Origin of the sequence: Protofrankia sp. Cj3, assembly GCF_917627355.1 — a bacterium.
Lineage (GTDB): Bacteria > Actinomycetota > Actinomycetes > Frankiales > Frankiaceae > Protofrankia.
Map to the genome: position 1 here is coordinate 10324 of NZ_CAKJTR010000042.1, position 20843 is coordinate 31166.

Consider the following 20843-nt stretch of genomic DNA (forward strand, 5'->3'; position numbering starts at 1 on the left):
CGCCCTGCCGATCGACCTCCCGGCAAACGGCGGCCTGCTCGCGGCCGTCTCCCTCATGGCCGCCGGCTGGGACGGTGCCACCGACTGCCCAGGATTCCACGCGACGCCGGCTGGACCATCCGCCACGAGGGCTTCACCGTCTGGCCCTGACATCGGTCGAAATTCGAGAACCAACGCGGCGGACTGGGGGACCATCCACGACTGCGCACATACTCGACGAGATCAGTCCTGCGGGCGATGTTCGGAGCGGTAGCGGCCGGGGGACTGGCCGACGACGCGTTTGAAGGCGCGGGCGAAGGCGAACTCCGAGTCGTAGCCGACGTCGCCCGCTATGCGGCGCAGCGGCGCCCGTCCCTCGCGCAGCAGCCGGGCGGCGACCGTCATCCGCGGGCTGCGCCTGACGATCCTGCCCCAGCCCGGACCTCGCCGCACGGATTGCCGCGGCCGAGCAGGACTGCTGCCCGTTCATCGCCTTCACCTCGCTGCTGGCGCGCTGACCGTCCCCACTCCCCAGACCGCCGCCAGCCTGCTGGCTGACGCACAGCAGGGAACTGTCCTGTCGGCCGCGAACGTAAATTCCTTTCCGCGCGGCGGAGAGTTGCTTATGCAGTCACCGGCACGCCGCCCGATCGCCGGTCAGGCGGCACCGGCCATGTCGGCGGGGGGAAATAATGAGCATGTCATTCCGGTGGAAATGTGATGCCTGCGGTGCGCAGTATCTGGCCGGCGGGGCCGACCAGTCGGCCATCCGCGGCCATCCGGAGTACCTCTTGGGCTGGTTCGGGGGCTGTCTGGGGCGGGATCACGAGCAGCACGAGTCGCGGCCCGTAGCCGCCCGACAGCGTCACCGTGTGCGGATCGAGGGTGCGAAACCAGCTGACCCGCACCGACGGGCCGGTGGCCGTCGTGAACCGGCGAGGAATGTCGGTCCAGATGTCACCGTTCACCGACATCCGGCCGACCGTCTCACCCGCGTCCGACAGTGCTGCGACGAGCGCGGGAAGCTCGCTGGCCAGGCGCCAGGATTGCGGCCACCACGCGCCGTCGAAGGATTTTCGACCGAGTGCCACGGCCAGCGACAGCCTGCCGCTGCCGGCAGCGAGCCCCGGGCGCGCGCCCACCGCCGCGGTCCGCAGCCTCGTGGGAGCGCCGCCGTCATCGTCCATACGCGAGGAATCAGCCTGGTCGAGAAGTACAGTCATCGGGCCTGTCATCATGACGGCCGCCTCACTCCGGCGACGAGAACCACCGGATGGCCCAGACCGGTGCCGACATCGACTTGGCATCGATACCCGTGACTTTCCGGTCTGTTATGACAGTAGCACCGCGGACCCATACCCGAACGATCGCGATTTTCGTCCCGGCGCTCGTCGCGGGAGTGCGGAAGGCGGGCCGTCAGCGCACCGACGGTGGTTCGGCTTCGGTAGCCCGGTGATGTCGAGCCACGCGGCGGAGCTGGAAGATGCGCCCCACGCCTGGTATCGCGAGGAGCAGCGCGCCAGCGATCGCCGCGAACAGCAACGCGACCCCGAGTGGTAGATGGCCGTCGATTCCCAGGAACGACACGGTGACCCGCTGGCCGTTCTCCACGATGAAGATCAGAAGAAAGATCAAGATGAGAGCCGACAGGATCGCGACGGTCCAGATACGGCTCGTCCGGGTCGACCGCACCACATGATCCTCGGGCACGCGCGGTGGGCCATCGGCTTCGGGCTGTTGGACGAAATCGGTAGCCATGACGGCTCCTTGTCCCGGGAAATTGACCCAGAAATTGGGGGCTGGCCCGATCGGCGACTGCCGCCGGCGTCCCGTCTTTGAGTATACGCCCCGATATCAGCATGCCGACATGCGCGCGAGCGGCACCCATCGCCCGCAAGGCTGAGGTTGACAAATGACGCCGGAATCTCGTCCGCACGGCCGATCGATGGGAGCTGGCGGTGGAACCGGCGCCGAGTCTCGGACGGCTATTAATCCGAGCATGGATGCCTGGCGCCGGTGCAAAGCGGTGGTTAGGCGTACAAGTCCCCCGGGGTTCGCCGGAACTTTGCCGTCCTCTGCTGCCGAACTGGCTGAAGCTCCCAACCACATCGACGTTATACCGATCGGCGATATCTCAGACCGTCGCCCTGCGCGGCATGGCCGCGAGGAGTTCATGCGCGCGAGCGGCGTGCGCGTGCTCCACGAGAACTTCGTACTTGGTGGCCACGATCTGGTTGACCGAGGCGAAGTCGCGGCTGCCGTGCCGGGTCGCCGTGCTGTAGCCGAGCTGGCTCCAGGCCAGCCCGAACACGGCCCCGAGCAGCGGCGTGGTGAAGAAAAAGCCGAGTTGGTTCCGATCGCCGAACAGGCTGAACGCGATCCCGACGAACAGTCCGATCCAGAGCCCGGACAGCGCGCCGGCCGCGGCGATCTTTCCGCGGGTCAGGCGTCCGGTGACACGTTCGATGGAACGCAACTCGGTGCCGACAATTTCCACGTTCTGCACGGGGAAGTCCAGGTCAGCGAGGTAGTCGACCACCTGCTGGGCGTCGGCGTAGTGGTCGTACACGCCCAGGGACATGGGGTATTCCAGATCCAGGCGGGCGGCGGTGAACATCTCGCTTTTCGTCATACAGGAGTCCTATTCGGTGGTGGCGCGCGGTGCGGCGGCGATCAGGAGGCGGGTGAGCTGACGGTCATCCAACGCACTCCACGTTGGCTCGTCGGGGCTGACCGTCTCGACCTTGGCCCCGATCCGCGTCTTCACGCCCACCTGTTGCGGGCGGACCCGGCTGGCAGTGCGGGTGCGCCGGGCCCGGAGCAGGGTGCTCACGAGGTACGGCGTGCAGAGGATCACGGACGCGATGATGATGATCATAAAGTCAGTTCCAACCAGTTCCACTGCACGGACGACGTGGGCATCTATCCCTGGGCTGAGCTGATGGGTGGGTCGGTGGCAGGGTCGGCGGCTGGTATGAGGGTCCGGGTGGTCGGGGTGGGGTGCACATCGAGCCGGTCGACCAGGCGGGTCAGGGCGAAGCGCCGGTAGACCCGGGGACGGGCTCCGATGATCATGATGGGGATGCCGGCGTGGGCCGCGCGGTTCGCGACGCCGAGCAGGACTGCCAGGCCCGAGGTGCCCAGCGCGGACACGCCGGCGAGGTCGACGATCAGCAGCGAGGGTGGCCGCTGCAGGCCGGCCGTCAGCGCCGCACGGAACGCGGTGCGGGTGGCGCGGTCGATCTCACCGTGCGCGCGCACGATGGTCCGGTCGGCCGGGGCGTAGATGTCGGTATGGAAGCGGGAGGCGAACCTGTGCGGGCGCCGCGCCTTCGGCGTGGGGACCGGGAGGAGAGTCTTCGTCATGGTCAGTGGCGCGACGTGGTGCGTCGACGTCCCCGTGGCGCATGTCCAGTCGTCCCGGTGATCAGGCGAACGGCCAGCAGAACGATGACAGCCCCAACGATCGCGGTGATCCACGTCGACACGTTGAAGAACGTGTGGAGGGAATGGACGTGGAAAAGCACCTTGGCGAGCCAGCCGCCGAGCAGGGCGCCGGCGATCCCGGCGATTCCCGCGACGACCCAGCCGGTACGTTCCCCGGTCAGCCTTTCGGCGATCAGGCCGGCGATGAGTCCCAGCACGATCCAGGCGATGATGCTCATGGTGCTCCCTGCTGTCTGATTCCGGCGGCTTGGCGGTGTGCGGGATGGACGTCGAGCGTCACGACCAGGCCGGCGTCGAGGAACTCCTGGAAGACCGCGGGCTGGGCGCCACGGACAGTGATCCGGCTCCCGCGCCGCGCGGCCCGGGACGCGGCAGCGAGCAGCACTTCCAGGGCGGCCGCGCCGAGGGACGGCACTTCGCCGAGGTCCACGACCAGCAGCGGTTGCCTGGCGTGCATCCCGTGGTCGAGGGCGTCCCGGAATGTCGCGGCGACCACGCCGGCCGCGGAGAGGAGGTGGACGGTCGTGACCTGGTCGTGATGCGAGGTGACGATCCCCACCGCGGCCCCGGAGGGACCGGAACCCCGACGCAGGACCGTGAGGCCTTGGCGTGCGTTTTCGGCTCCGAGCTGGGCCAGCACGCGGGGCCGTTCGGTGCTGTCGAGGGGTCCCAGTAGAACGTCGAGAAAATCGCGCCGGTACTCCACTACGTTCGCCCGATCCCAGCCGACGGTCGATGATCAAGGCGTGCCTGGCCACGCGGCGGCGACCCACCCAGCGGCCCGGTCGGGGATGACGAGGAAACGCAGACGGAAATAGTGGCGCAAAGGCGATCGGAGGCCTTGGACACTGTCACAGATGACACCCTGAGGACGATCACTTGGCGGCGCTCGAGCGTGAGTAACACACTCGCGGTCCCGCGGCAGCTACGCGGCGTTCCCGATCCCGAGCCGGCTATGTCCTAGCAGGCCGAGCATAGCCCGAAGAGCACCCGAATGTCGACGAGGCGTCAACAGGCGGCCACGCTGCCGCGCGCGGCAGCGTGGCCGCGGTGTCCGCCCGCCCGCCCGCGCGATGCATCGGTGTCCGAACATCCCCACGCTCGGCCCAACCACGGACGGAAGTTCACGATCGAACGCGTGCTAGGGCGCTGTGGTAGCTTCGGCATCGGCCGGATCTCTACGAATATCGACGTCGAGTCGGTGTCGCCTCCCGGCTGCGGCCATCTGGCGGCTCTTATCGCCGGGGTTAGGTGACCGTCATGAAGACGGGCCGAACATCCACACTTCTCTACCAGGTCGACGCCGCCCAACTCAGCGACACGATCGCGCACCCACCCATCGCCCAACCACCTGCGGGCTATCGTCCCGGGCCGGCCGCTGGCCCGGCACGGAGGGCAGACATGCAGGTGACGCGGCCATGACAGAGTTCGACGATGAGATCACCGTTGTCGCGCCGGCACTGAGTTTCGAGCAGGAACGGGCCGATGACCTCGACCTGCGGGCGGGCCTGGCCGGTCTCGCCGGCCTGGTGTCCGGGTCCCTCGACCTTCAGGAACTGCTCACCCGGGTGGCGAGCTTCGCCACCCGAGCGATCCCCGGCGCCGACGGTGCCGGGGTGACGTTGCTGCGCGCCGACCGGGAAGGCACCAAAATCGAGGCACTGGCCGCGAGCGCGCCGTTCGTCCGGGACATCGACGAGATCCAATACGTCGTCCTCAACGAAGGCCCCTGCATCACCGCTACCCTCGACCGGCGCACGGTCCGCTCGGGATCCCTGGGCGGCGACCGCCAGTGGCGGCGTTTCGGCCCGCGGGTCAGCCGCCTCGGGGTGCACAGCGCCCTGTCGCTGCCGTTGCTGCTACCGGACCAGGTGGTGGGCGCGATCAACGTCTACGCCCACGGCAAGGACGTCTTCGACGACCACGCCGCCGAACTCGGGGAACTGTTCGCGGCCCCGGCCGCGGTCGCGGTCCACAACGCCCAGGTGCTGACCCAGGCTCTGAACCTCACGATCCAGCTACAGACCGCCCTGTCGAGCAGGCCCGTCATCGACCAGGCCATCGGACTGCTCCGCGGCCGTACCGGCGCGACCGCGGAGGAGGCGTTCGCGCGGCTGCGCGCGATCAGCCAGCACGAGAACGTCAAACTCGCCGTCGTCGCGCAGCGCATCGTCGATGAGGCGGTCCGTCGCGCCCGCGCCCGCAGCCACCAGACGTAACCCGACCGCCCGTCCGCCGCGGTTGGGCGGCCGGCCCAACCGAGTACCGTGAAAGACGGCACCCTTGGATGCGGGGCCCTGACTCGTGTCCGGTGCCCCACCCAGCACCGCGACCTGCGGTACTCGGCTCCGTGGCCGAAAACAGGCGTTCGGGGACGCCGTTTCGGAGAACCCCGCTGTGGACATTTCCACCGCTTGGGCCGCGGATCTCGCCGCTCTCACGGAATCACTGGACGAACCCGGCACGGATATCTCACAAACCCTGCGGCAACTCGCCGCCGACACCAAGACTGCGGTCCACTCCTATCTTGGGCTCTCGGCCATGTTCTCGGTCGGCGGACGGCGCCTGGAATTCACCGCGCTTGAGGAGGACGCCGAGCCCGAAGAAATCCGCGCCTCGCTACGGATATCACTTCCGACTAACGTCTCCGGAACCGAAGATCCCGCGGCCACCGCATCCCTGATCCTCTTCGCCGCGACGCCCGGAGCATTTCTTGACCTTGCGACCGATCTGAGCTGGCTCGCCGGGAGCCTCGACACCGCCGCCTTCGTCCTCGACGAAGACCTCACGGTGCCACCCGATCCGGACACACCCAGCGGGCTGAAAGCCCTGTCCACCGTCGACCAGGCCATCGGCGTACTGATCAGCCAAGGCAACACCCTGGAACAGGCGCATCAGCACCTCGACCTGCTAGCCGCCTACACCAGCGTCGACCGGCCCACCGCAGCAGAGACGATCCTCGCCGAACTAGACCTGCCGAGCACGACAGGCCTGCGCTCCGACGAACGGCGCCCACCGCGCGCACACGGCCCCGACCGGGGGCCGACACCCACCCAGCCGCCACGAGACCCGTAGCGCCGGATCCGTTTCGCGGCGTAAACTCAAAGTCGGGCTGACAGGTGGCGATCGCCGCTGACAGCCCCGAATTCCTGGGGCCACTGTCCCAGGAGAAGGAGCCGTCGTGGCTACCAGCACGGTCAGATACGACGCCGCCAAGAGGTCAACGCAGCACCACAGGATCTCGCTCGGTCGAGGCAAAGCGTCATGAACTTGATCCCGGTCCGGGACGAATTTCCCGAGCGGATCACAATCCTGATTCAACGCCTCCAAACCGCCTACGACGGGACGGTGCCAGGCCCCACCGTCGAGGCGGTAGTGCGCAGCTGCTACGCACCGTTGACACACGCGACGATCACGCATTACGTCCCGAACCTCGTCGAACACGCGAGCCGGGACCGGTTGCAACAGCTCATCACGTCCTAGCCGCTCAACCGGCTCACCGGCGAACCGACGCCGCCGCTACTCGGGAGGCCAGCCCCGAGGCGCAGTCGTGGATCAGTCTGATCCGATCGCCGCCATCGCGCGGGGCGGCGTACCCTCGGCGCCAGATGAATACCCACGGCCTGGCCAAATCCGAACAGGCCAGGGGTGGGACGACCTGATGACGCGGTTCGGATCATTCTGTCCACCCGGCTGCGCCGGAGCGGGTGGTGGCGCGTCCGGTGGGACGTTCTTCCCGCGGGCCAGCCCACCTGACGCCTGGGACCGGCTGGTGGGCGCCGCCCGCCGGTCAGCGATCCCCAGCCGGCCGGTCGCCGCTCGCCGAGGCCGACACAGGCGTGGAAGCCGACCTCCGAAATCCCTCTGTGATCCCAACGGTCCGCGCCGGCTGCCACGTCTGCGGACGCTCGGGCTGCCGTTCGACTCCGAGGCTGCGCGGATGGCGGTACGCTGACGTTGGTTGGGTAGCAGCCAGTCCAGGCCAGATCCCTCGCAGCCTCGCTCGGGATCTGTGAGCGTTCGCTCGCCACTGGGCAGCCTCCGCTGATCGTGATCCACGAATGGGATGACCATGCGCGCTCTCGGCCCGTCTCCTCTTGTCGCTTCTCCATCCCGGGTTCGTCCCGTGCGAGGAGCTGGCTTCAGCTTCGGCGCGGACCCGTCGCGGGGTCCTCGCCCGATCACAGGCCGAGTTCCAGCACCAACCACCGTGGGTGACGCAATGAGCCACGCCATGACCGAACCGATGACCGACGTGACAACGGACACTGCGGACGAGGTGGCTGTCACCTCGGCGCGCCGAGGTGAGCTGACGTTGCTGGACGCCTATTGGCGGGCCGCGAACTACCTGTCCGTCGGTCAGATCTACCTGATGGACAACCCGTTGCTACGGGAACCACTGCGCGCCGAGCACGTCAAGCCGCGGCTGCTCGGGCACTGGGGCACGACGCCTGGCCTGAACCTGCTGTACGCGCACCTGAACCGGGTGATCAACGAGCGGGACCTCAACGTGCTATTCGTGACCGGTCCAGGCCACGGCGGTCCGGGCCTGGTCGCGGGCGCCTATCTCGACGGCACCTACAGCGAGACCTATCCGGCGGTCAGCCGGGACGAGGACGGCCTGCGGACCCTGTTCCGGCAGTTCTCCTTCCCCGGCGGCATTCCCAGCCACGTCGCGCCGGAGACCCCGGGCTCGATCCACGAGGGCGGCGAGCTCGGCTACTCCCTCGTCCACGCCTACGGCGCCGTCTTCGACAACCCGGACCTGGTCGCCCTGTGCGTCGTCGGCGACGGCGAGGCCGAGACCGGTCCGCTCGCCGCCAGCTGGCATTCGAACAAGTTCCTGAACCCGGTGACGGACGGGGCTGTCCTGCCGGTCCTGCACCTCAACGGCTACAAGATCGCTAACCCTGCGGTGCTGGCCCGCATCGACACCGCCGAACTCGCCCAGCTGATGCGCGGCTACGGGTACGAACCGCACTTCGTCAGCGGCGACGACCCGTTCCACGTCCACGAACAGCTCGCGGCCACTCTCGACCAGGCGTTCGATGAGATCGCTTCCATCCAGGACGGCGCCCGCACCCACGGGAGCCGGGACCGGCCGCGGTGGCCGATGATCGTGCTGCGCACGCCGAAGGGCTGGACCGGACCGAAGATCGTCGACGGCCTCCCGGTCGAGGGCACCTGGCGTGCCCATCAGGTACCCCTCGCCGAGACCCGTACCAACCCCGTCCACCGCGCCCAACTCGAGGAGTGGATGCGCGGTTACCGGCCCGAGGAGCTCTTCGACGCCGCCGGCAGGCTCCTCCCTGAACTCCAGGCGCTCGCCCCACGCGGGGATCGCCGGATGAGCGCGAACCCGCACGCCAACGGCGGCCGGCTACTGCGCGACCTCGCCCTGCCCGACTTCCGGGGCTACGCCGTCCCCGTCACCCACCCGGCCACGCAGACCAGCGAGGCCACCCGGGTACTCGGCGTCTTCCTGCGCGACGTCATCGCGAACAACCCGGACCGGTTCCGCCTCGTCGGCCCGGACGAGACCGTCTCCAACCGGCTCACTGCCGTCTTCGAGACGACGGACCGGGCCTGGGACGCCGCCACGCTGCCCGGCGACGACCACCTCGCGCCGGACGGACGGGTCATGGAGATCCTCTCCGAGCACCTGTGCCAGGGCTGGCTGGAGGGCTATCTGCTCACCGGCCGCCACGGGCTGTTCAACTGCTACGAGGCGTTCATCCACATCGTCGACTCCATGGTCAACCAGCACGCCAAATGGCTCAAGACCAGCCGCCGCATCCCCTGGCGCGCCCCCATCGCGTCGCTGAACTACCTGCTGTCCTCACACGTCTGGCGCCAGGACAACAACGGCTTCTCCCACCAGGACCCCGGCTTCATCGACCACCTCATCACCAAGAAGTCGGAGATCGTCCGGGTCTACCTGCCACCGGATGCCAACACCCTGCTCTCCGTGGCCGACCACTGCCTACGCAGCCGGGACTACATCAACCTCGTCATCGCCGGCAAACAGCCCGCGCTGACCTACCTGGACATGGACGAGGCCGTCGCGCACTGCACCCGCGGCCTCGGGATCTGGCCGTGGGCCAGCACCGGTCACGACAACCCCGACGTCGTGCTCGCCTGCGCGGGCGACATCTCCACCCTCGAAACGCTCGCCGCCGCGGACCTGCTGCGCATCCACCTGCCCGCTCTGAACGTCCGGGTCGTCAACGTCGTCGACCTCATGCGCCTGGTCCCCGAGACCGAACACCCGCACGGGCTCTCCGACCGCGACTTCGACGCGCTGTTCCCCCCGGACACCCCGACCATCTTCGCCTTCCACGGCTACCCGTCGGTCATCCACCAGCTCACCTACCGCCGCAACAACCACCACGGCCTGCACGTCCGCGGCTACAAAGAAGAAGGCACCACGACCACACCGTTCGACATGGTCATGCTCAACGACCTCGACCGATACCACCTGGTCATGGACGTCATCGACCGGGTCCCCACGCTCGGCAGCCACGCCGCGACGACACGCCAGCTGATGTCCGACACCCGCATCGCGGCCCGCGCCTACACCCGCGCGCACGGCGAGGACGACCCGCTCATCTCCGCATGGACCTGGCCAGCGACAGCGACCCCGGGTACCTGAGCGAGACAGCGCATCTGATCCACGAGAAACGAAGGAATGTGAGCGCGATGGTCGACATCGCCCATCAGCACGACACCCCGGCCGAGACCATCAACCGACCCGCTGGCACGCCGACGCCTCCGCGCGTCGATGACAACGGGCGCCCAGCTCCGGCCGTCCGCTACCTGCTGGCAGGCATCCGGCTCGCCCTGGGCTGGGTGTTCCTGTGGGCATTCCTGGACAAGACATTCGGCCTGGGCCACGACACGACCTCGGCGAAGGCGTGGATCCACGGCGGTAGCCCCACCAAGGGATTCCTCGGCTCCGCCGCCAAAGGCCCACTCACCGGCTTCTACCACTCGCTGGCCGGCACGACCTTCGCCGACGTCCTGTTCATGATCGCCCTGGTCGCGATCGGCACAGCACTGATCCTCGGCATCGGCATGTGGCTGGCCGCGACCGGCGGGGCAGTCCTGACCGTCATGATGTGGAGCGCCGTCCTCCCACCGGCCAGCAACCTGTTCCTTGACGAACACCTCATCTACGCCGCGGTCCTCGTCGTCCTCGCCTTCCTCGGCGCCGGTCGCACCCTCGGACTCGGCCGCCTCTGGGCCACCACCCCCCTGGTCCGACGCCTGCCCTGGCTCGTCTAGAAAACCCGGACGATGCGCCGCGAGATCCCTGACCTCCCGACGAGCGCGATCCTGGACTCGACCGATGTCACGACCGTCCGGGTCCCTGGCGGTGAGCACTCATGACGGCTACGGCCGTGTCGACCAGGGAGCCGGGCGTGGCGCCGGATATCAGCGCTGTCGCGGGAGTGGCCGGAGCCGACCTGCTGCGCCAGCTCGGCAGCTCGGCGGGCTCGGGCCTGTCGGCGAGCGAGATCGTCCGGCGGCGCGCGCGGTGGGGGCCGAACGCGGTTTCCTCGCACCGGGCTCGGCTGCTTCCGGTGCTGTGGCATCAGCTGCGGTCACCGCTGCTGGCGCTGCTGCTGACTGCCGCGCTGGCGTCCTACTTCGTGGGTGAACGCGGCGACGCGGTCATCATCGGCGTGATCGTCGCCCTGTCGGTGACGCTGGGGTTCGTCAACGAGTTCCGGGCCGAGAAAGCCGCCGAGGCGCTCCACGATCAGATCCGCCACGAGACCGTGGTCATCCGCGACGCGACGTCGACCTCGATCGACGTCACCGACCTGGTGCCGGGCGACGTGGTGGCGCTTCGCCTAGGCGACGTCGTCCCGGCCGACATCCGCCTGCTGGAAGCCACCGGGCTGGCGTGCGACGAATCAGTGCTGACCGGCGAGGCACTGCCGGTCGACAAGGACACCGAACCGGTGCCCGCCGGCACGCCGCTGGCCGAGCTGACCGGCTGCGCGCTGATGGGCACCGTGGTCAACGCCGGAAGCGGGACCGGCGTCGTGGTCGCCACCGGCCCGCGCACCGAGCTCGGCAAGATCGCCGCCGGACTGAGCACCCACCCGATGGACACCGAGTTCCAGATCGGGCTGCGCAAGTTCTCGATGCTGCTCGTCTACGTCGCCGGGGCGCTGACCACGTCGATCTTCGTGCTCAGCGTGGCGCTCCATCGGCCGATCATGGATGCGCTGCTGTTCTCGCTGGCGATCGCCGTCGGCATCACCCCCCAGCTGCTCCCGGCGGTCGTGTCCAGCAGCCTCGCCGCCGGGTCGCGACGGATGAGCGCGCGCAAGGTGCTCGTCAAACGGCTGATCTGCATCGAGGACCTGGGCAACGTCGACGTCCTGTTCACCGACAAGACCGGCACTCTGACCGCCGGACACATCGACTACATGCGCGCGGTACCCGCCACGGACACCGACGCTGAGACGGTCCTGCGGTGGGGGCTGCTCGCCACCGAGAACATGCCGGCGGCGGGGACGGACGTCGTGGGCGGAAACCCGCTCGACCAGGCGCTATGGCGGGCTCCGCCGGTTCCCGGGCAGCTGGCCGCGCTCGGCGCCTACACCCGCCTGGGCACGCTGCCCTTCGATCACGACCGGAAAATGGTCTCGGTCCTGGTCCGCGACACCGCCGACCAGATCACCCTGGTAACCAAGGGCGCCCCGGAATCCGTCCTGGACCGCTGCCTCGACGTGCCCCAGACGGCGCGGGACCAGCTGGCCGCCGAGTTCGCGGCCGGCAACCGGGTCGTCGCCGTCGCCACCCGCCCCACCACCGAGGACCGCGCACCGACGGCAGCCGACGAGCGACACCTGCGGCTGGCCGGCCTGCTGGTGTTCCTCGACCCTCCCAAGCCCGACGCCGCCGGCGCGCTCACCCGACTGGCCGGGCTGGGCATCGCGGTCAAGGTCGTGACCGGCGACAACGCGGCCGTCGCGGTCAAGGTCTGCCACGACCTCGGCCTGGACAGCGGCAACGCCATGACGGGTACCCAGCTGGACGAACTGGACGACGACGCGCTCGCCACGGCCATCGGCGCAACGACCGTCTTCGCCCGGGTAAGCCCGCAGGACAAAGCCCGGATCGTCCGCGTGCAGCGCCGCAGCGGCGGCGGAGTCGCCTTCCTCGGCGACGGCGTCAACGACGCGCTCGCCCTACACGCCGCCGACGTCGGGATCTCCGTCGACTCCGCCACCGACGTCGCCAAGGACGCCGCCGACGTGATCCTGCTGGAGAAGAACCTCGACGTGCTCGCCGACGGCGTCGCCGAAGGCAGACGAATCTTCGCAAACACCATCAAATACGTCCTGATGGGAACCTCCAGCAACTTCGGGAACATGTTCTCCGCCGCCGGCGCCTCACTGTTCCTGTCATTCCTGCCGATGCTGCCGTCCCAGATCCTGCTGAACAACCTGCTCTACGACACCAGCCAGCTCGCCATCCCCACCGACCACGTCGACGAGGCGCAGCTACGCGCACCCTCGCAATGGGACATCGGCTTCATCCGCCGATTCATGATGTTCTTCGGCCCGCTCAGCTCCGTGTTCGACTTCGTCACCTTCGGCGTCATGCTGTGGATCTTCCACGCCGGCGCCGGCGAGTTCCGTTCCGGCTGGTTCGTGGAATCCCTCGCCACCCAGACCCTCGTGATCTTCGCGGTCCGGACCCGGCACGTGCCGTTCTTCCGCAGCCGCCCGAGCCTGCCGCTGGCTCTCGCGGCCGTGACCGTCGTGATCATCGGGTCGGTGCTCCCAGCAAGCCCGCTCGCGCACCTCCTCGGTCTCAGTCCGCTGCCCCTCGCGTTCTTCGCGGCGCTGGTCGGCCTGGTCATCGGCTACCTCGCGCTGATCGAGGCCGGCAAGCGGGTCTTCTACCGCGGCGCCGGCATCACCCCACCCGCTCGCCGGCGTTCTTCCACGATGCGGGCACTACACCGCCGCGCTGGCCGCTTCAGCCTCCGCGGACACGCCGAGCACACTCCGAAGAAGGCCGGATGACCCGACCACCAGACCCGGTGGGTGAGCGGCGCCTGCCTGCCGTCGGAGCCGTATCGACGGGCCGCAAGCTGCTCTGCTCGACGACAGCGCCTCGTCGAGCAGAGCGTTGTCGGGCGAGGCTCCGCGTCGCCGGCGGAATGTCCTCGCCGGCGGACCGGGCTCGGTCCTGGCCGTGGTTTCGTGAGTAGTCGCGCCCGGCACCCTCAGGCAGTGCTCTGCTGCCGCTCCAAGGAGAACACATGAGGACCGCAACCAGCTATTGACATCGCCGTCAGGTCGATAGCGCGCGCAGCCAACGACATTTCGCGACCGGGCACTCCGTCCGGCGCCGGACAGTCGATCGGGCCCGGCGTACGATTATGCCGCTGGGAAACAGCCAGCCCGGGCCGGGGCTGCCGCGCGTCAGCGTCGCGGCCCTATGGGCTGCAGGCCTAGCCGCCGGGCGCATCGGTGATCTCTCCTGTAGAGGCACCTCATGTCCGCTCACAACGTTTCCACCTCCGCGCCGTCCACGCCTGTGGGCATGCTGCTGACCGAGCCGGCACCGTGAATTTTCATGATCGTGGCGACGCGGCGATCGCGCCTGTGGCGGTCGACCTCGTCGGATCGTGCGCGGCGCTGGGAAGTGGCGGCTCATGCGAGCGCGACCGCGCGTAGAGCCCGACGTCGACGAGCGACTCACACACCTGTTGCCATATCCGGGTCTGCTGCCCCCGCGGACGTCCGGCGTCCCGGGGATGCAGGTCGCCGCGCGCTGTCTCCCGGCGGCTGACAGCGTGGGGGCACTGGGCGACTTCTACGACATGTTCCCTGTGCGCCTGTTCGCCGGCGCGGACTCCGAGTCCTACACGCAGCGAGTACGCACGCTGCGTGAACCGATCGTGGAACGCTGGGACGCCGTGATCGGAGACGTCAGCGGCCACGGGCCGGAAGCTGCGATGCTCGCGGCGTGGGCACGCCAGACGATCCGCGCCATCGCGACGGCTGAGAAGACTCCGTCGCGGGTACTCGACCGCCTCAACACCGCGTTGCTGACCCGCGAGCCCGACGGCGAGCGTTTCCTGACCGCCACGTACGTCATGCTGTTTCCAGGGTCCGCCGGAGTCCGCGTGCTCCCCACGTCGGCGGGGCATATGCCCGTTCTGCTGCGCAACTCCGCCGGCGCGGTGCGCGCCGTCGGGCATCACGGACTGCCTCTGGGCCTGTACGCCAAAGCCGGACTGAGGAATGTACGGATGACCCTGCGAACGGGAGAGACGCTGCTTCTCTACACGGACGGCGTCACCGAAGCTCGACAGGACCGCGAACAGTACGGCGAAGAACGCCTCCGGGCTCTCCTCGCCGCGACGGGACAGTTCAGCCCGCGAAATCTCGTGGACGAAATCGAGGCGGATGTGCTCGCCTTTACGGGCGGATCCCATGCCGACGACATCGCACTCCTCGCCCTGCGCGCCACCGATCTACACCCAATACTGTGAACTCGACGAGTGACGCTACGGGTCTCGCGGCGGTTCGGTGGGTACCGCCTCACTATCAGGCCCCCGTGCGCGCGCCGGGCGCCCATCGCCGCCTCCCGGGCCTGTCGGACTCGTGGTGTCCAGCTCGGCGAGGATGGCGCCGGCCGCGGCGAGCCGGTCGGCGCGAGTGTCGGCGGCCAGCAGGTCGAGGTGCGCCGAGGCCTGCTCGGGCGTACTGCCTCGGCCGATCAGCACGCCGATGGCCTGCTCGATGATCGACAGTGCCCTCAGCCCGCTCGGTGCGGCCGGATCGTGCGGCGCTGTGAGGTCCTCGTCGAGGACGAATCCGCCGGGGCCGCGGTTGAGACCGTCGCCGGTCAGCCAGCTCAGATCGGTCGCGAGGTCAACGAAGGCTCCCGGTATCGCGGCAAAGAGGATCAGAAAGATCGTGGTCTCCGGGTCTTCGGCCGCGGAGACGCGCGGCGGCAGGGACAGCCGTAGAGAGGCACGGATGTCTTCGGGTTCGGCGCCCTCTTCGAACGCGGTGAAAGTGAGCACGCGCCCACCGGCGAAAAGTACGGCCGATAGTCCGATATAGGAGCCAACGGCAATCTTGGCGTCGACAGAGAGTTGCCGCAGAGTTTGCGAGACATCCACGCCGGGCTCGTCCAACGATTCGGTGAGAGCCGCGAGGTCCGCGGCCAAGGCTGTGGAAATATCCACGGCGGGGTTTCTCCGAAACGGCGTCCCCGAACGCCCATTTTCGGCCACAAAGCCGAGTACCGCAGGCCGCGGTGCTTGGTGGGGCACCGGACACGAGTCGGGGCCCCGAATCCAAGGGTGCCATATCTCAGGCTACTCGGTCGAACCCGCCGCGTGATCACAGAGGATCGACAGTCGAGCTACATGTCGCGGTTGCGGGCGCGGGCACGACGGACCGCCTCATCGACCATGCGCTCGGCGACGGCGGCGAGTTTGACGTTCTCGCGCTGGCTCATCGCGCGCAGCCGCGCGAACGCCTCCTCCGCGGTCCCACCGTTGCGCCCACGCAACAGTCCGATGGCCTGATCGATGACCGGCCTGCTCGACAGAGCGGCCTGCAGCTGGATCGTGAGGTTCAGAGCCTGGGCCAGCACCTGGGCGTTGTGCACCGCGACAGCCGCCGGGGCCGCGAACAGCTCGCCGAGCTCGGCGGCGTGCGCGTCGAAGACGTCCTTGCCGTGGGCGTAGACGTTGATCGCTCCCACTACCTGGTCCGGTAGCAGCAACGGCAGCGACAACACACTGTGCACGCCGAGGCGGCCAACCCGCGGGCCGAAGCGCGGCCACTGCCGTTCGCCGCCGAGCGATCCCGAACGGACCGTACGCCGATCGAGAGTGGCGGTGATACAGGGACCTTCGTTGAGGACCACGTACTGGATCTTGTCGATATCCCGGACAAACGGCGCGCTCGCCGCCAGCGCCTTGACCCGGTCGTCATCCCGGTCGGGGCGCAGCAACGTCACCCCGGCGCCGTCAGCGCCGGGGATCGCCTGGGCCGCGAAACTCGCCACCCTGGTCAGCAGCCCCTGCAGGTCCAGGGAACCGGACACCAGACCAGCGAGGCCGGCCAGGCCAGCACGCAAGTCGAGGTCATCGGCCCACGCCTGCGCCGAACTCAGCTCCGGCGTCAGCATGACAAGGTCATCATCAAACTCGGTCATGGTCGCCAAACCAGGCATCCCCCGCCGTCAACGGACCGACTGCCGTGGGCCGGGGCCAGCCGCGGCTGTGCCCCACCGCCGGTGGTCGCCTCGGGCCGGGAGACCCTCAGGGAAATCTGGAGCTCGACGGGTTCGCCGCCACCGTCGTCGCGGAAAGCGAAGCCAACCTGACCGAGAGGTACAGCAATGTGGCCCGCCATCATGACGGTCGCCTCAGTCCGGCGATAAGGGCCGCCGGATGGCCTCGGCCGGCACTGAGACCGGCCTGGCATCGAGATCTGGAAGATTCCGGATTCATAGGATTCCGGTCGGCCTTCACTTTATCATGGTGCACCCGTGCTCGGATGTCGGCCCGCTCCCTGCCTGCGACAGGGTGGGCCGCGCGGGAGCCAGGACGTGAGGCTCCGGCTCCTGACTACAGTCGCCGTGGACCCGCACGACACGAAAAAGGGGACGCCCGGACGCGACCCCCGTTCCGATCAGATATCTACGCTGGCGAGATGGTCGGCGCTGCCTCCGCACCACTCGACTAGGAAAAGTGTCGCATCGTCGGTCGTGACCCCGCGCCGTTCCCGCATCAACGCATGAGACAGACTCCGCACCATCTCCCGCGCGCTGTTACCCCGGGCACTCTCAACGAAGTTGATCAGACGTTCTTCGCCGAACTGCTCGCCGCCCTTCTCATGCTCCTCGATGAGACCGTCGGTGAAGAACAGCACCCGGTCACCACGCCACAGCGTCTGTTCATTGACCTGCGGTATATCGCCACCGAAGCCGACCGGAAGAGTACCCGGACCCTCCAGAGCCTGGATAACCTTACGATCGCGGATCAGCAGCGCCGGCGGGTGACCCGCATTGACCCATTGCAGACGACCTGTTCCAATATCCAGACGCATCATCTGTGCCGTGACGAAGTGATCGGGCCCGAACTGCCTATGGATGGCCGCGTCCATGAACATGTACAGCTCAGCCAGCCCGATGTCGGCGCGTCTGGCGTGCCGGTAGGCGCCAATAGCGACCGTTGCCAGCACCGCGGCGTCCAGGCTATGGCCCATGGCGTCGATGACGGCCGCATGGAGGATGTCTTCGTTGAGGGCGTAGTCGAAACTGTCGCCCGCGATGTTGTAGGCGGGTTCGAGGATGCCGGCCACTGTGACCTGCGGGGTAATCATGGTCAGCGGCGGCAGCAGCGACCACTGGATTTCCGCGGCCACACTCATGGGTTCGCGGCGCCGAGCCCGAAAGAACTGGTCGGTATAATTACTTTTGGTGACAATCATGTCGGCGACAAGGCCGGCGAGCCGCCTCAGCAAGCGCCGGTCATCATCATCGACCCGGTCGAGAGTGAAGGCCATCACCCCTACCTGGTCGCTACCGTCCAGCAGCGGCAGGAACATCCGTATTCCATCACCTTGCTGCTGCTCGACGGGCATCGCGCGAAGGAAGGCCATGCCGGCAGGAGAGTCATCGATCGACTCGGGCTCCCCGACCGAGAGGCCCCTGCCAGGCAGCGGCGTCAGCATCAACTGCTCATAGTCCTGCAGAAGGATCGAGACATCCCGGCCACCAATCCTTCCGATCTCCTCCGCCACCAGAGGGGCGATCAGCTGCGGCGGCATCTCGTGAGCACGGTCCAGCAGCACACCCAGCAGTCGCTCACCGAACCCCTCCGACCGATCCACCATGACCTTGCTGGACTGTCGTTCACCTTCTACCACAAAAACCTCTTCTCCCCGGCGACCAACCCTGGCCCGTGCGAGCGTCCCTAGATGACGTCGGCCGGTCACGTCGACACCCCGATTCACTCCCGATCGGCGGAGCGGAGGACTGTCAAGTCCCGGTGGAGTCGGGGCGAGCCGTACCCTTTGACCTTCATCTTTCCGACGTTCGTTCCGTTCCCAGTCGGCACCGGCCGCCGAGCTCAAGGCACGGCGGTCGTCCTGCGCGCTCGGCTTCCTCATTTCCGATTGGGTCCGCAATCGGGTCGATGAATGAACGACGGAGCCAATCGAGACGGAACCGGCCCAGAGCTCTACGGCGCCGCCGGGCCGGCCTGACTGTCGAGTGCGCTGTGGGTATCGGTGCGCAGCCGGGTCACCAGACCGCGGGCGGTGCCGGTGCCAACGGCTAGCCGCTTGCGCAGCGTTTCCGCGGAGATCGGGCGTTGGTGCTGCTGCCAATGCAACACATCCTCGGCCCGGGCCCGGTGCAGCAGGTCCTGCCTGTGTGCCTCGCGCGCGGGCTCGCGCGACAGCGGGACCGCGACAGCAGTCCCATCCCCGACCGGCTCGACAGCAGGCGCAGCGTGGCGATCCTTGACCCCTGTCGGGGACGGGTTGTCGGCAGCCGGCGTCTCGGCCAGATGCCGGCGGTCGGCCGCTGTGATTTGCATGGCGTACAGGAGACCCGGGGCGACCTCGGCCCAACCGATCAGGAGCACCGGTCCGACGGCGTCGAATGCTGCCTTGCCGTACCGGCCGGCAATCAAGGGTTCCGCGATGTTCAACGCCAGCGTTACCATGCTCGCGAAGATGAGAAGCCTCCGTGCCGAGCGCAGCACTTCTACTGGCCCGCCGTTCACAGCGAGTTGCCGGCTGCCGAGCAGCAGGCCGACGACCGACAGATCAACGGCGGGCGCGACGAGCGGCGCTACCCATATCGGAACGCCGAGACGTAGCCCGAGCGCGAGCACGTTCCCGAAGCCGAAGAGAAACGTTAGCGCAACGACCACGCCGACGATCACGGTCACGAGACGGATCGAAGAGTCCGGAACCGCCAGGTCTACGGAACGCCTGTTCGATTCGGTAGACGATGTAGAGGTCCGCGCGGTCACTGGACATCGACCCTGGCCAGGGCCCGCGTAGCGACCGGACGGACAGTAATTTCAGGGCCAGCAACCAAGATCAAACGGTTCGGATGCTGGTACACATGGTCCACCCTCGCCCAGCCCGTTGATGCGATGAAGGAGCGGGGCCTCCGCTCCTCGTGACACTCCCAGCTGGGTAGTTCCTGGGGGTTGCTCACGTCATCGACGAAGGAGGCCCCTGTGAAGACATCGTATGACGGCCGTCAGATCGACGGCGCACGCTGATCAGACCTGCAACAACACCGGCGCGATCAAAGGACCTGACTAGTTACCCAGGCGAGGCGTGACACACCCAGACCGAGGTCATTCGCTGATCACTGGTTGGCGCTCTACGTGAATCCGCGCCAGCTCAGCGCGAAATCGTGCCGAATCAACGGGGTCTGTCGCCGCCGCCTCGACCAACGACTGGCAGGTTGCCGACGCCAGTTCGGCTGGCAGCGTCTCAAAGATCGCATCAGCCTCCTCCTGGAAACACTCCAGCCGTTCCTGGGCAGTGAACAGCCTCCAGGCCTCTCGGTACGGGCGAAGCAGTGTGATGACGGCCAGGTCGCGGCGTCGACGCTCGCTCGCGGTCGGCTCACGCCCGGCGAAGCTGTTCTGGCCGTGGATCCGGTAGCAGACCGCGGCCTCAGGTGCCGAACGCCACCTTCGGACAAGCCGCCGAGCCGCGCCACCGAACATCAGAACGTCATCTGCTCTGATACGCCAGTCCGAACCGTCGGCAATGTGCACGAGCTCGGCGAACAGCTGCGACCGCACCGCGATCGCCGAGGTTGGCGCGCCGAACCACTGGCCGAGGAACACCGTTCGCAGCCAGTCGGCCGGCTGGTCGCCGTAGCCCACGTCAAAAGTGAACGGGACGACGTCCGTCGGCACTATCGAGCCCGCCGACGCGGTCGCCGCTACGAACCGCAGGCCCGAGAACACCATCTCCGGCCGAGCATAGGAGTGGAACTCCTCCTCGACTCCTTTGAGATAGCCCTCGGACCAGAAGTCATCCGCGTCCAGGAGGCAGACAACGTCGGACTCGTCGGCGAGCTTCACCGCCGCCCGCTGGAAGGCGCAGAGCTGACCCCGATTCCGGTCCTCGGCGTAGAGGACACACGGGATGTCGGCGGTACATTCCTTCGGGATCTTGAGTGAATCGTCAGTGGATCCGTCGTCGACCACCACGACGATTTCCGGCCTCCGGTTCTGCGCCTGAACCGAACCCAGAGCGTCGGGCAGATATCGGCCGTAGTTGTAGTTGGTAACAAGTACACCGATCCGCATCTTCTGATCAGTTCCCATCCCGACGACGCACCGAATCCACATTGATGAACTCGTGAAACTCGTAACCACA

The 20843-nt window shown here is 67.8% G+C and carries 19 protein-coding genes and 1 pseudogene; 7 read left to right on the forward strand and 13 right to left on the reverse strand.

Going from position 1 to position 20843, the window contains the following annotated elements; genetic code table 11:
* Positions 1–222: 222 nt before the first annotated feature.
* The 8 genes and pseudogenes from MJ783_RS08190 to MJ783_RS08225 all read right to left on the reverse strand — a co-directional run.
* A pseudogene (locus tag MJ783_RS08190) lies at positions 223–387 on the reverse strand (helix-turn-helix domain-containing protein); the annotation flags it as partial.
* Between the two features lie 293 nt (positions 388–680).
* Positions 681–1202 carry a DUF5994 family protein gene (locus MJ783_RS08195; RefSeq protein WP_239309721.1) on the reverse strand — a complete coding sequence of 174 codons (522 nt, stop codon included), beginning with the start codon at positions 1200–1202 and terminating at the stop codon, positions 681–683.
* Between the two features lie 193 nt (positions 1203–1395).
* On the reverse strand, positions 1396–1737 hold the full coding sequence (locus tag MJ783_RS08200; RefSeq protein WP_239309722.1) for a lipopolysaccharide assembly protein LapA domain-containing protein: 342 nt from the start codon (positions 1735–1737) through the stop codon (positions 1396–1398).
* Positions 1738–2113: 376 nt separating this feature from the next.
* A complete protein-coding gene (locus MJ783_RS08205; protein WP_239309724.1) occupies positions 2114–2611 on the reverse strand; it encodes a general stress protein in 498 nt (165 codons plus the stop codon).
* A 9-nt stretch (positions 2612–2620) separates the two neighbouring features.
* Positions 2621–2857, reverse strand: a complete 237-nt coding sequence (locus MJ783_RS08210) for a hypothetical protein (protein ID WP_239309726.1) — start codon at positions 2855–2857, stop codon at positions 2621–2623.
* 44 nt (positions 2858–2901) lie between these two features.
* On the reverse strand, positions 2902–3345 hold the full coding sequence (locus MJ783_RS08215) for an STAS domain-containing protein (protein WP_239309727.1): 444 nt from the start codon (positions 3343–3345) through the stop codon (positions 2902–2904).
* A gap of 2 nt (positions 3346–3347) precedes the next feature.
* Complete coding sequence (locus MJ783_RS08220) at positions 3348–3644, reverse strand: GlsB/YeaQ/YmgE family stress response membrane protein (RefSeq protein WP_239309728.1); 297 nt, start codon at positions 3642–3644, stop codon at positions 3348–3350.
* Complete coding sequence (locus tag MJ783_RS08225) at positions 3641–4132, reverse strand: STAS domain-containing protein (RefSeq protein WP_239309730.1); 492 nt, start codon at positions 4130–4132, stop codon at positions 3641–3643. Before MJ783_RS08225 ends, MJ783_RS08220 begins: the two co-directional genes overlap by 4 nt.
* A 712-nt stretch (positions 4133–4844) precedes the next feature.
* Between MJ783_RS08225 and MJ783_RS08230 the strand changes: the two genes are divergently transcribed.
* The 7 genes from MJ783_RS08230 to MJ783_RS08260 all read left to right on the forward strand — a co-directional run bounded on the left by MJ783_RS08230 (position 4845) and on the right by MJ783_RS08260 (position 14953).
* Positions 4845–5645 (forward strand): GAF and ANTAR domain-containing protein, encoded by an 801-nt coding sequence (locus MJ783_RS08230; RefSeq protein ID WP_239309731.1) that lies wholly within the window; start codon positions 4845–4847, stop codon positions 5643–5645.
* 178 nt (positions 5646–5823) lie between these two features.
* The gene (locus MJ783_RS08235; RefSeq protein WP_239309732.1) at positions 5824–6501 is read left to right on the forward strand and encodes a hypothetical protein; all 678 of its coding nucleotides are present in this window, start codon (positions 5824–5826) and stop codon (positions 6499–6501) included.
* A gap of 189 nt (positions 6502–6690) precedes the next feature.
* Entirely contained in the window at positions 6691–6909 is a 219-nt protein-coding gene (locus tag MJ783_RS08240; protein WP_239309733.1) for a three-helix bundle dimerization domain-containing protein, read from the forward strand.
* Between the two features lie 763 nt (positions 6910–7672).
* A complete protein-coding gene (locus tag MJ783_RS08245) occupies positions 7673–10078 on the forward strand; it encodes a phosphoketolase (protein ID WP_239309744.1) in 2406 nt (801 codons plus the stop codon).
* Positions 10079–10125: 47 nt separating this feature from the next.
* Positions 10126–10710: a DoxX family membrane protein gene (locus tag MJ783_RS08250; RefSeq protein WP_239309745.1), complete on the forward strand. Its 585-nt coding sequence runs from the start codon at positions 10126–10128 to the stop codon at positions 10708–10710.
* A gap of 101 nt (positions 10711–10811) precedes the next feature.
* On the forward strand, positions 10812–13475 hold the full coding sequence (mgtA, locus tag MJ783_RS08255; RefSeq protein ID WP_239309734.1) for a magnesium-translocating P-type ATPase: 2664 nt from the start codon (positions 10812–10814) through the stop codon (positions 13473–13475).
* Positions 13476–14110: 635 nt separating this feature from the next.
* Positions 14111–14953 (forward strand): PP2C family protein-serine/threonine phosphatase, encoded by an 843-nt coding sequence (locus MJ783_RS08260; protein WP_239309735.1) that lies wholly within the window; start codon positions 14111–14113, stop codon positions 14951–14953.
* A 15-nt stretch (positions 14954–14968) separates the two neighbouring features.
* Here MJ783_RS08260 and MJ783_RS08265 read toward each other — a convergent pair whose 3' ends face one another.
* The 5 genes from MJ783_RS08265 to MJ783_RS08285 all read right to left on the reverse strand — a co-directional run.
* Positions 14969–15655 (reverse strand): hypothetical protein, encoded by a 687-nt coding sequence (locus MJ783_RS08265; protein ID WP_239309736.1) that lies wholly within the window; start codon positions 15653–15655, stop codon positions 14969–14971.
* A gap of 179 nt (positions 15656–15834) precedes the next feature.
* Entirely contained in the window at positions 15835–16635 is an 801-nt protein-coding gene (locus MJ783_RS08270; protein ID WP_239309737.1) for a GAF and ANTAR domain-containing protein, read from the reverse strand.
* A gap of 479 nt (positions 16636–17114) precedes the next feature.
* Positions 17115–18353, reverse strand: coding sequence for a PP2C family protein-serine/threonine phosphatase (locus tag MJ783_RS08275; RefSeq protein ID WP_239309738.1), 1239 nt, complete (start codon positions 18351–18353; stop codon positions 17115–17117).
* Between the two features lie 314 nt (positions 18354–18667).
* On the reverse strand, positions 18668–19468 hold the full coding sequence (locus MJ783_RS08280) for a hypothetical protein (protein WP_239309739.1): 801 nt from the start codon (positions 19466–19468) through the stop codon (positions 18668–18670).
* Positions 19469–19804: 336 nt separating this feature from the next.
* The coding region (locus tag MJ783_RS08285) for a glycosyltransferase family A protein (RefSeq protein ID WP_239309740.1) at positions 19805–20843 on the reverse strand (1039 nt) is incomplete at its 5' end.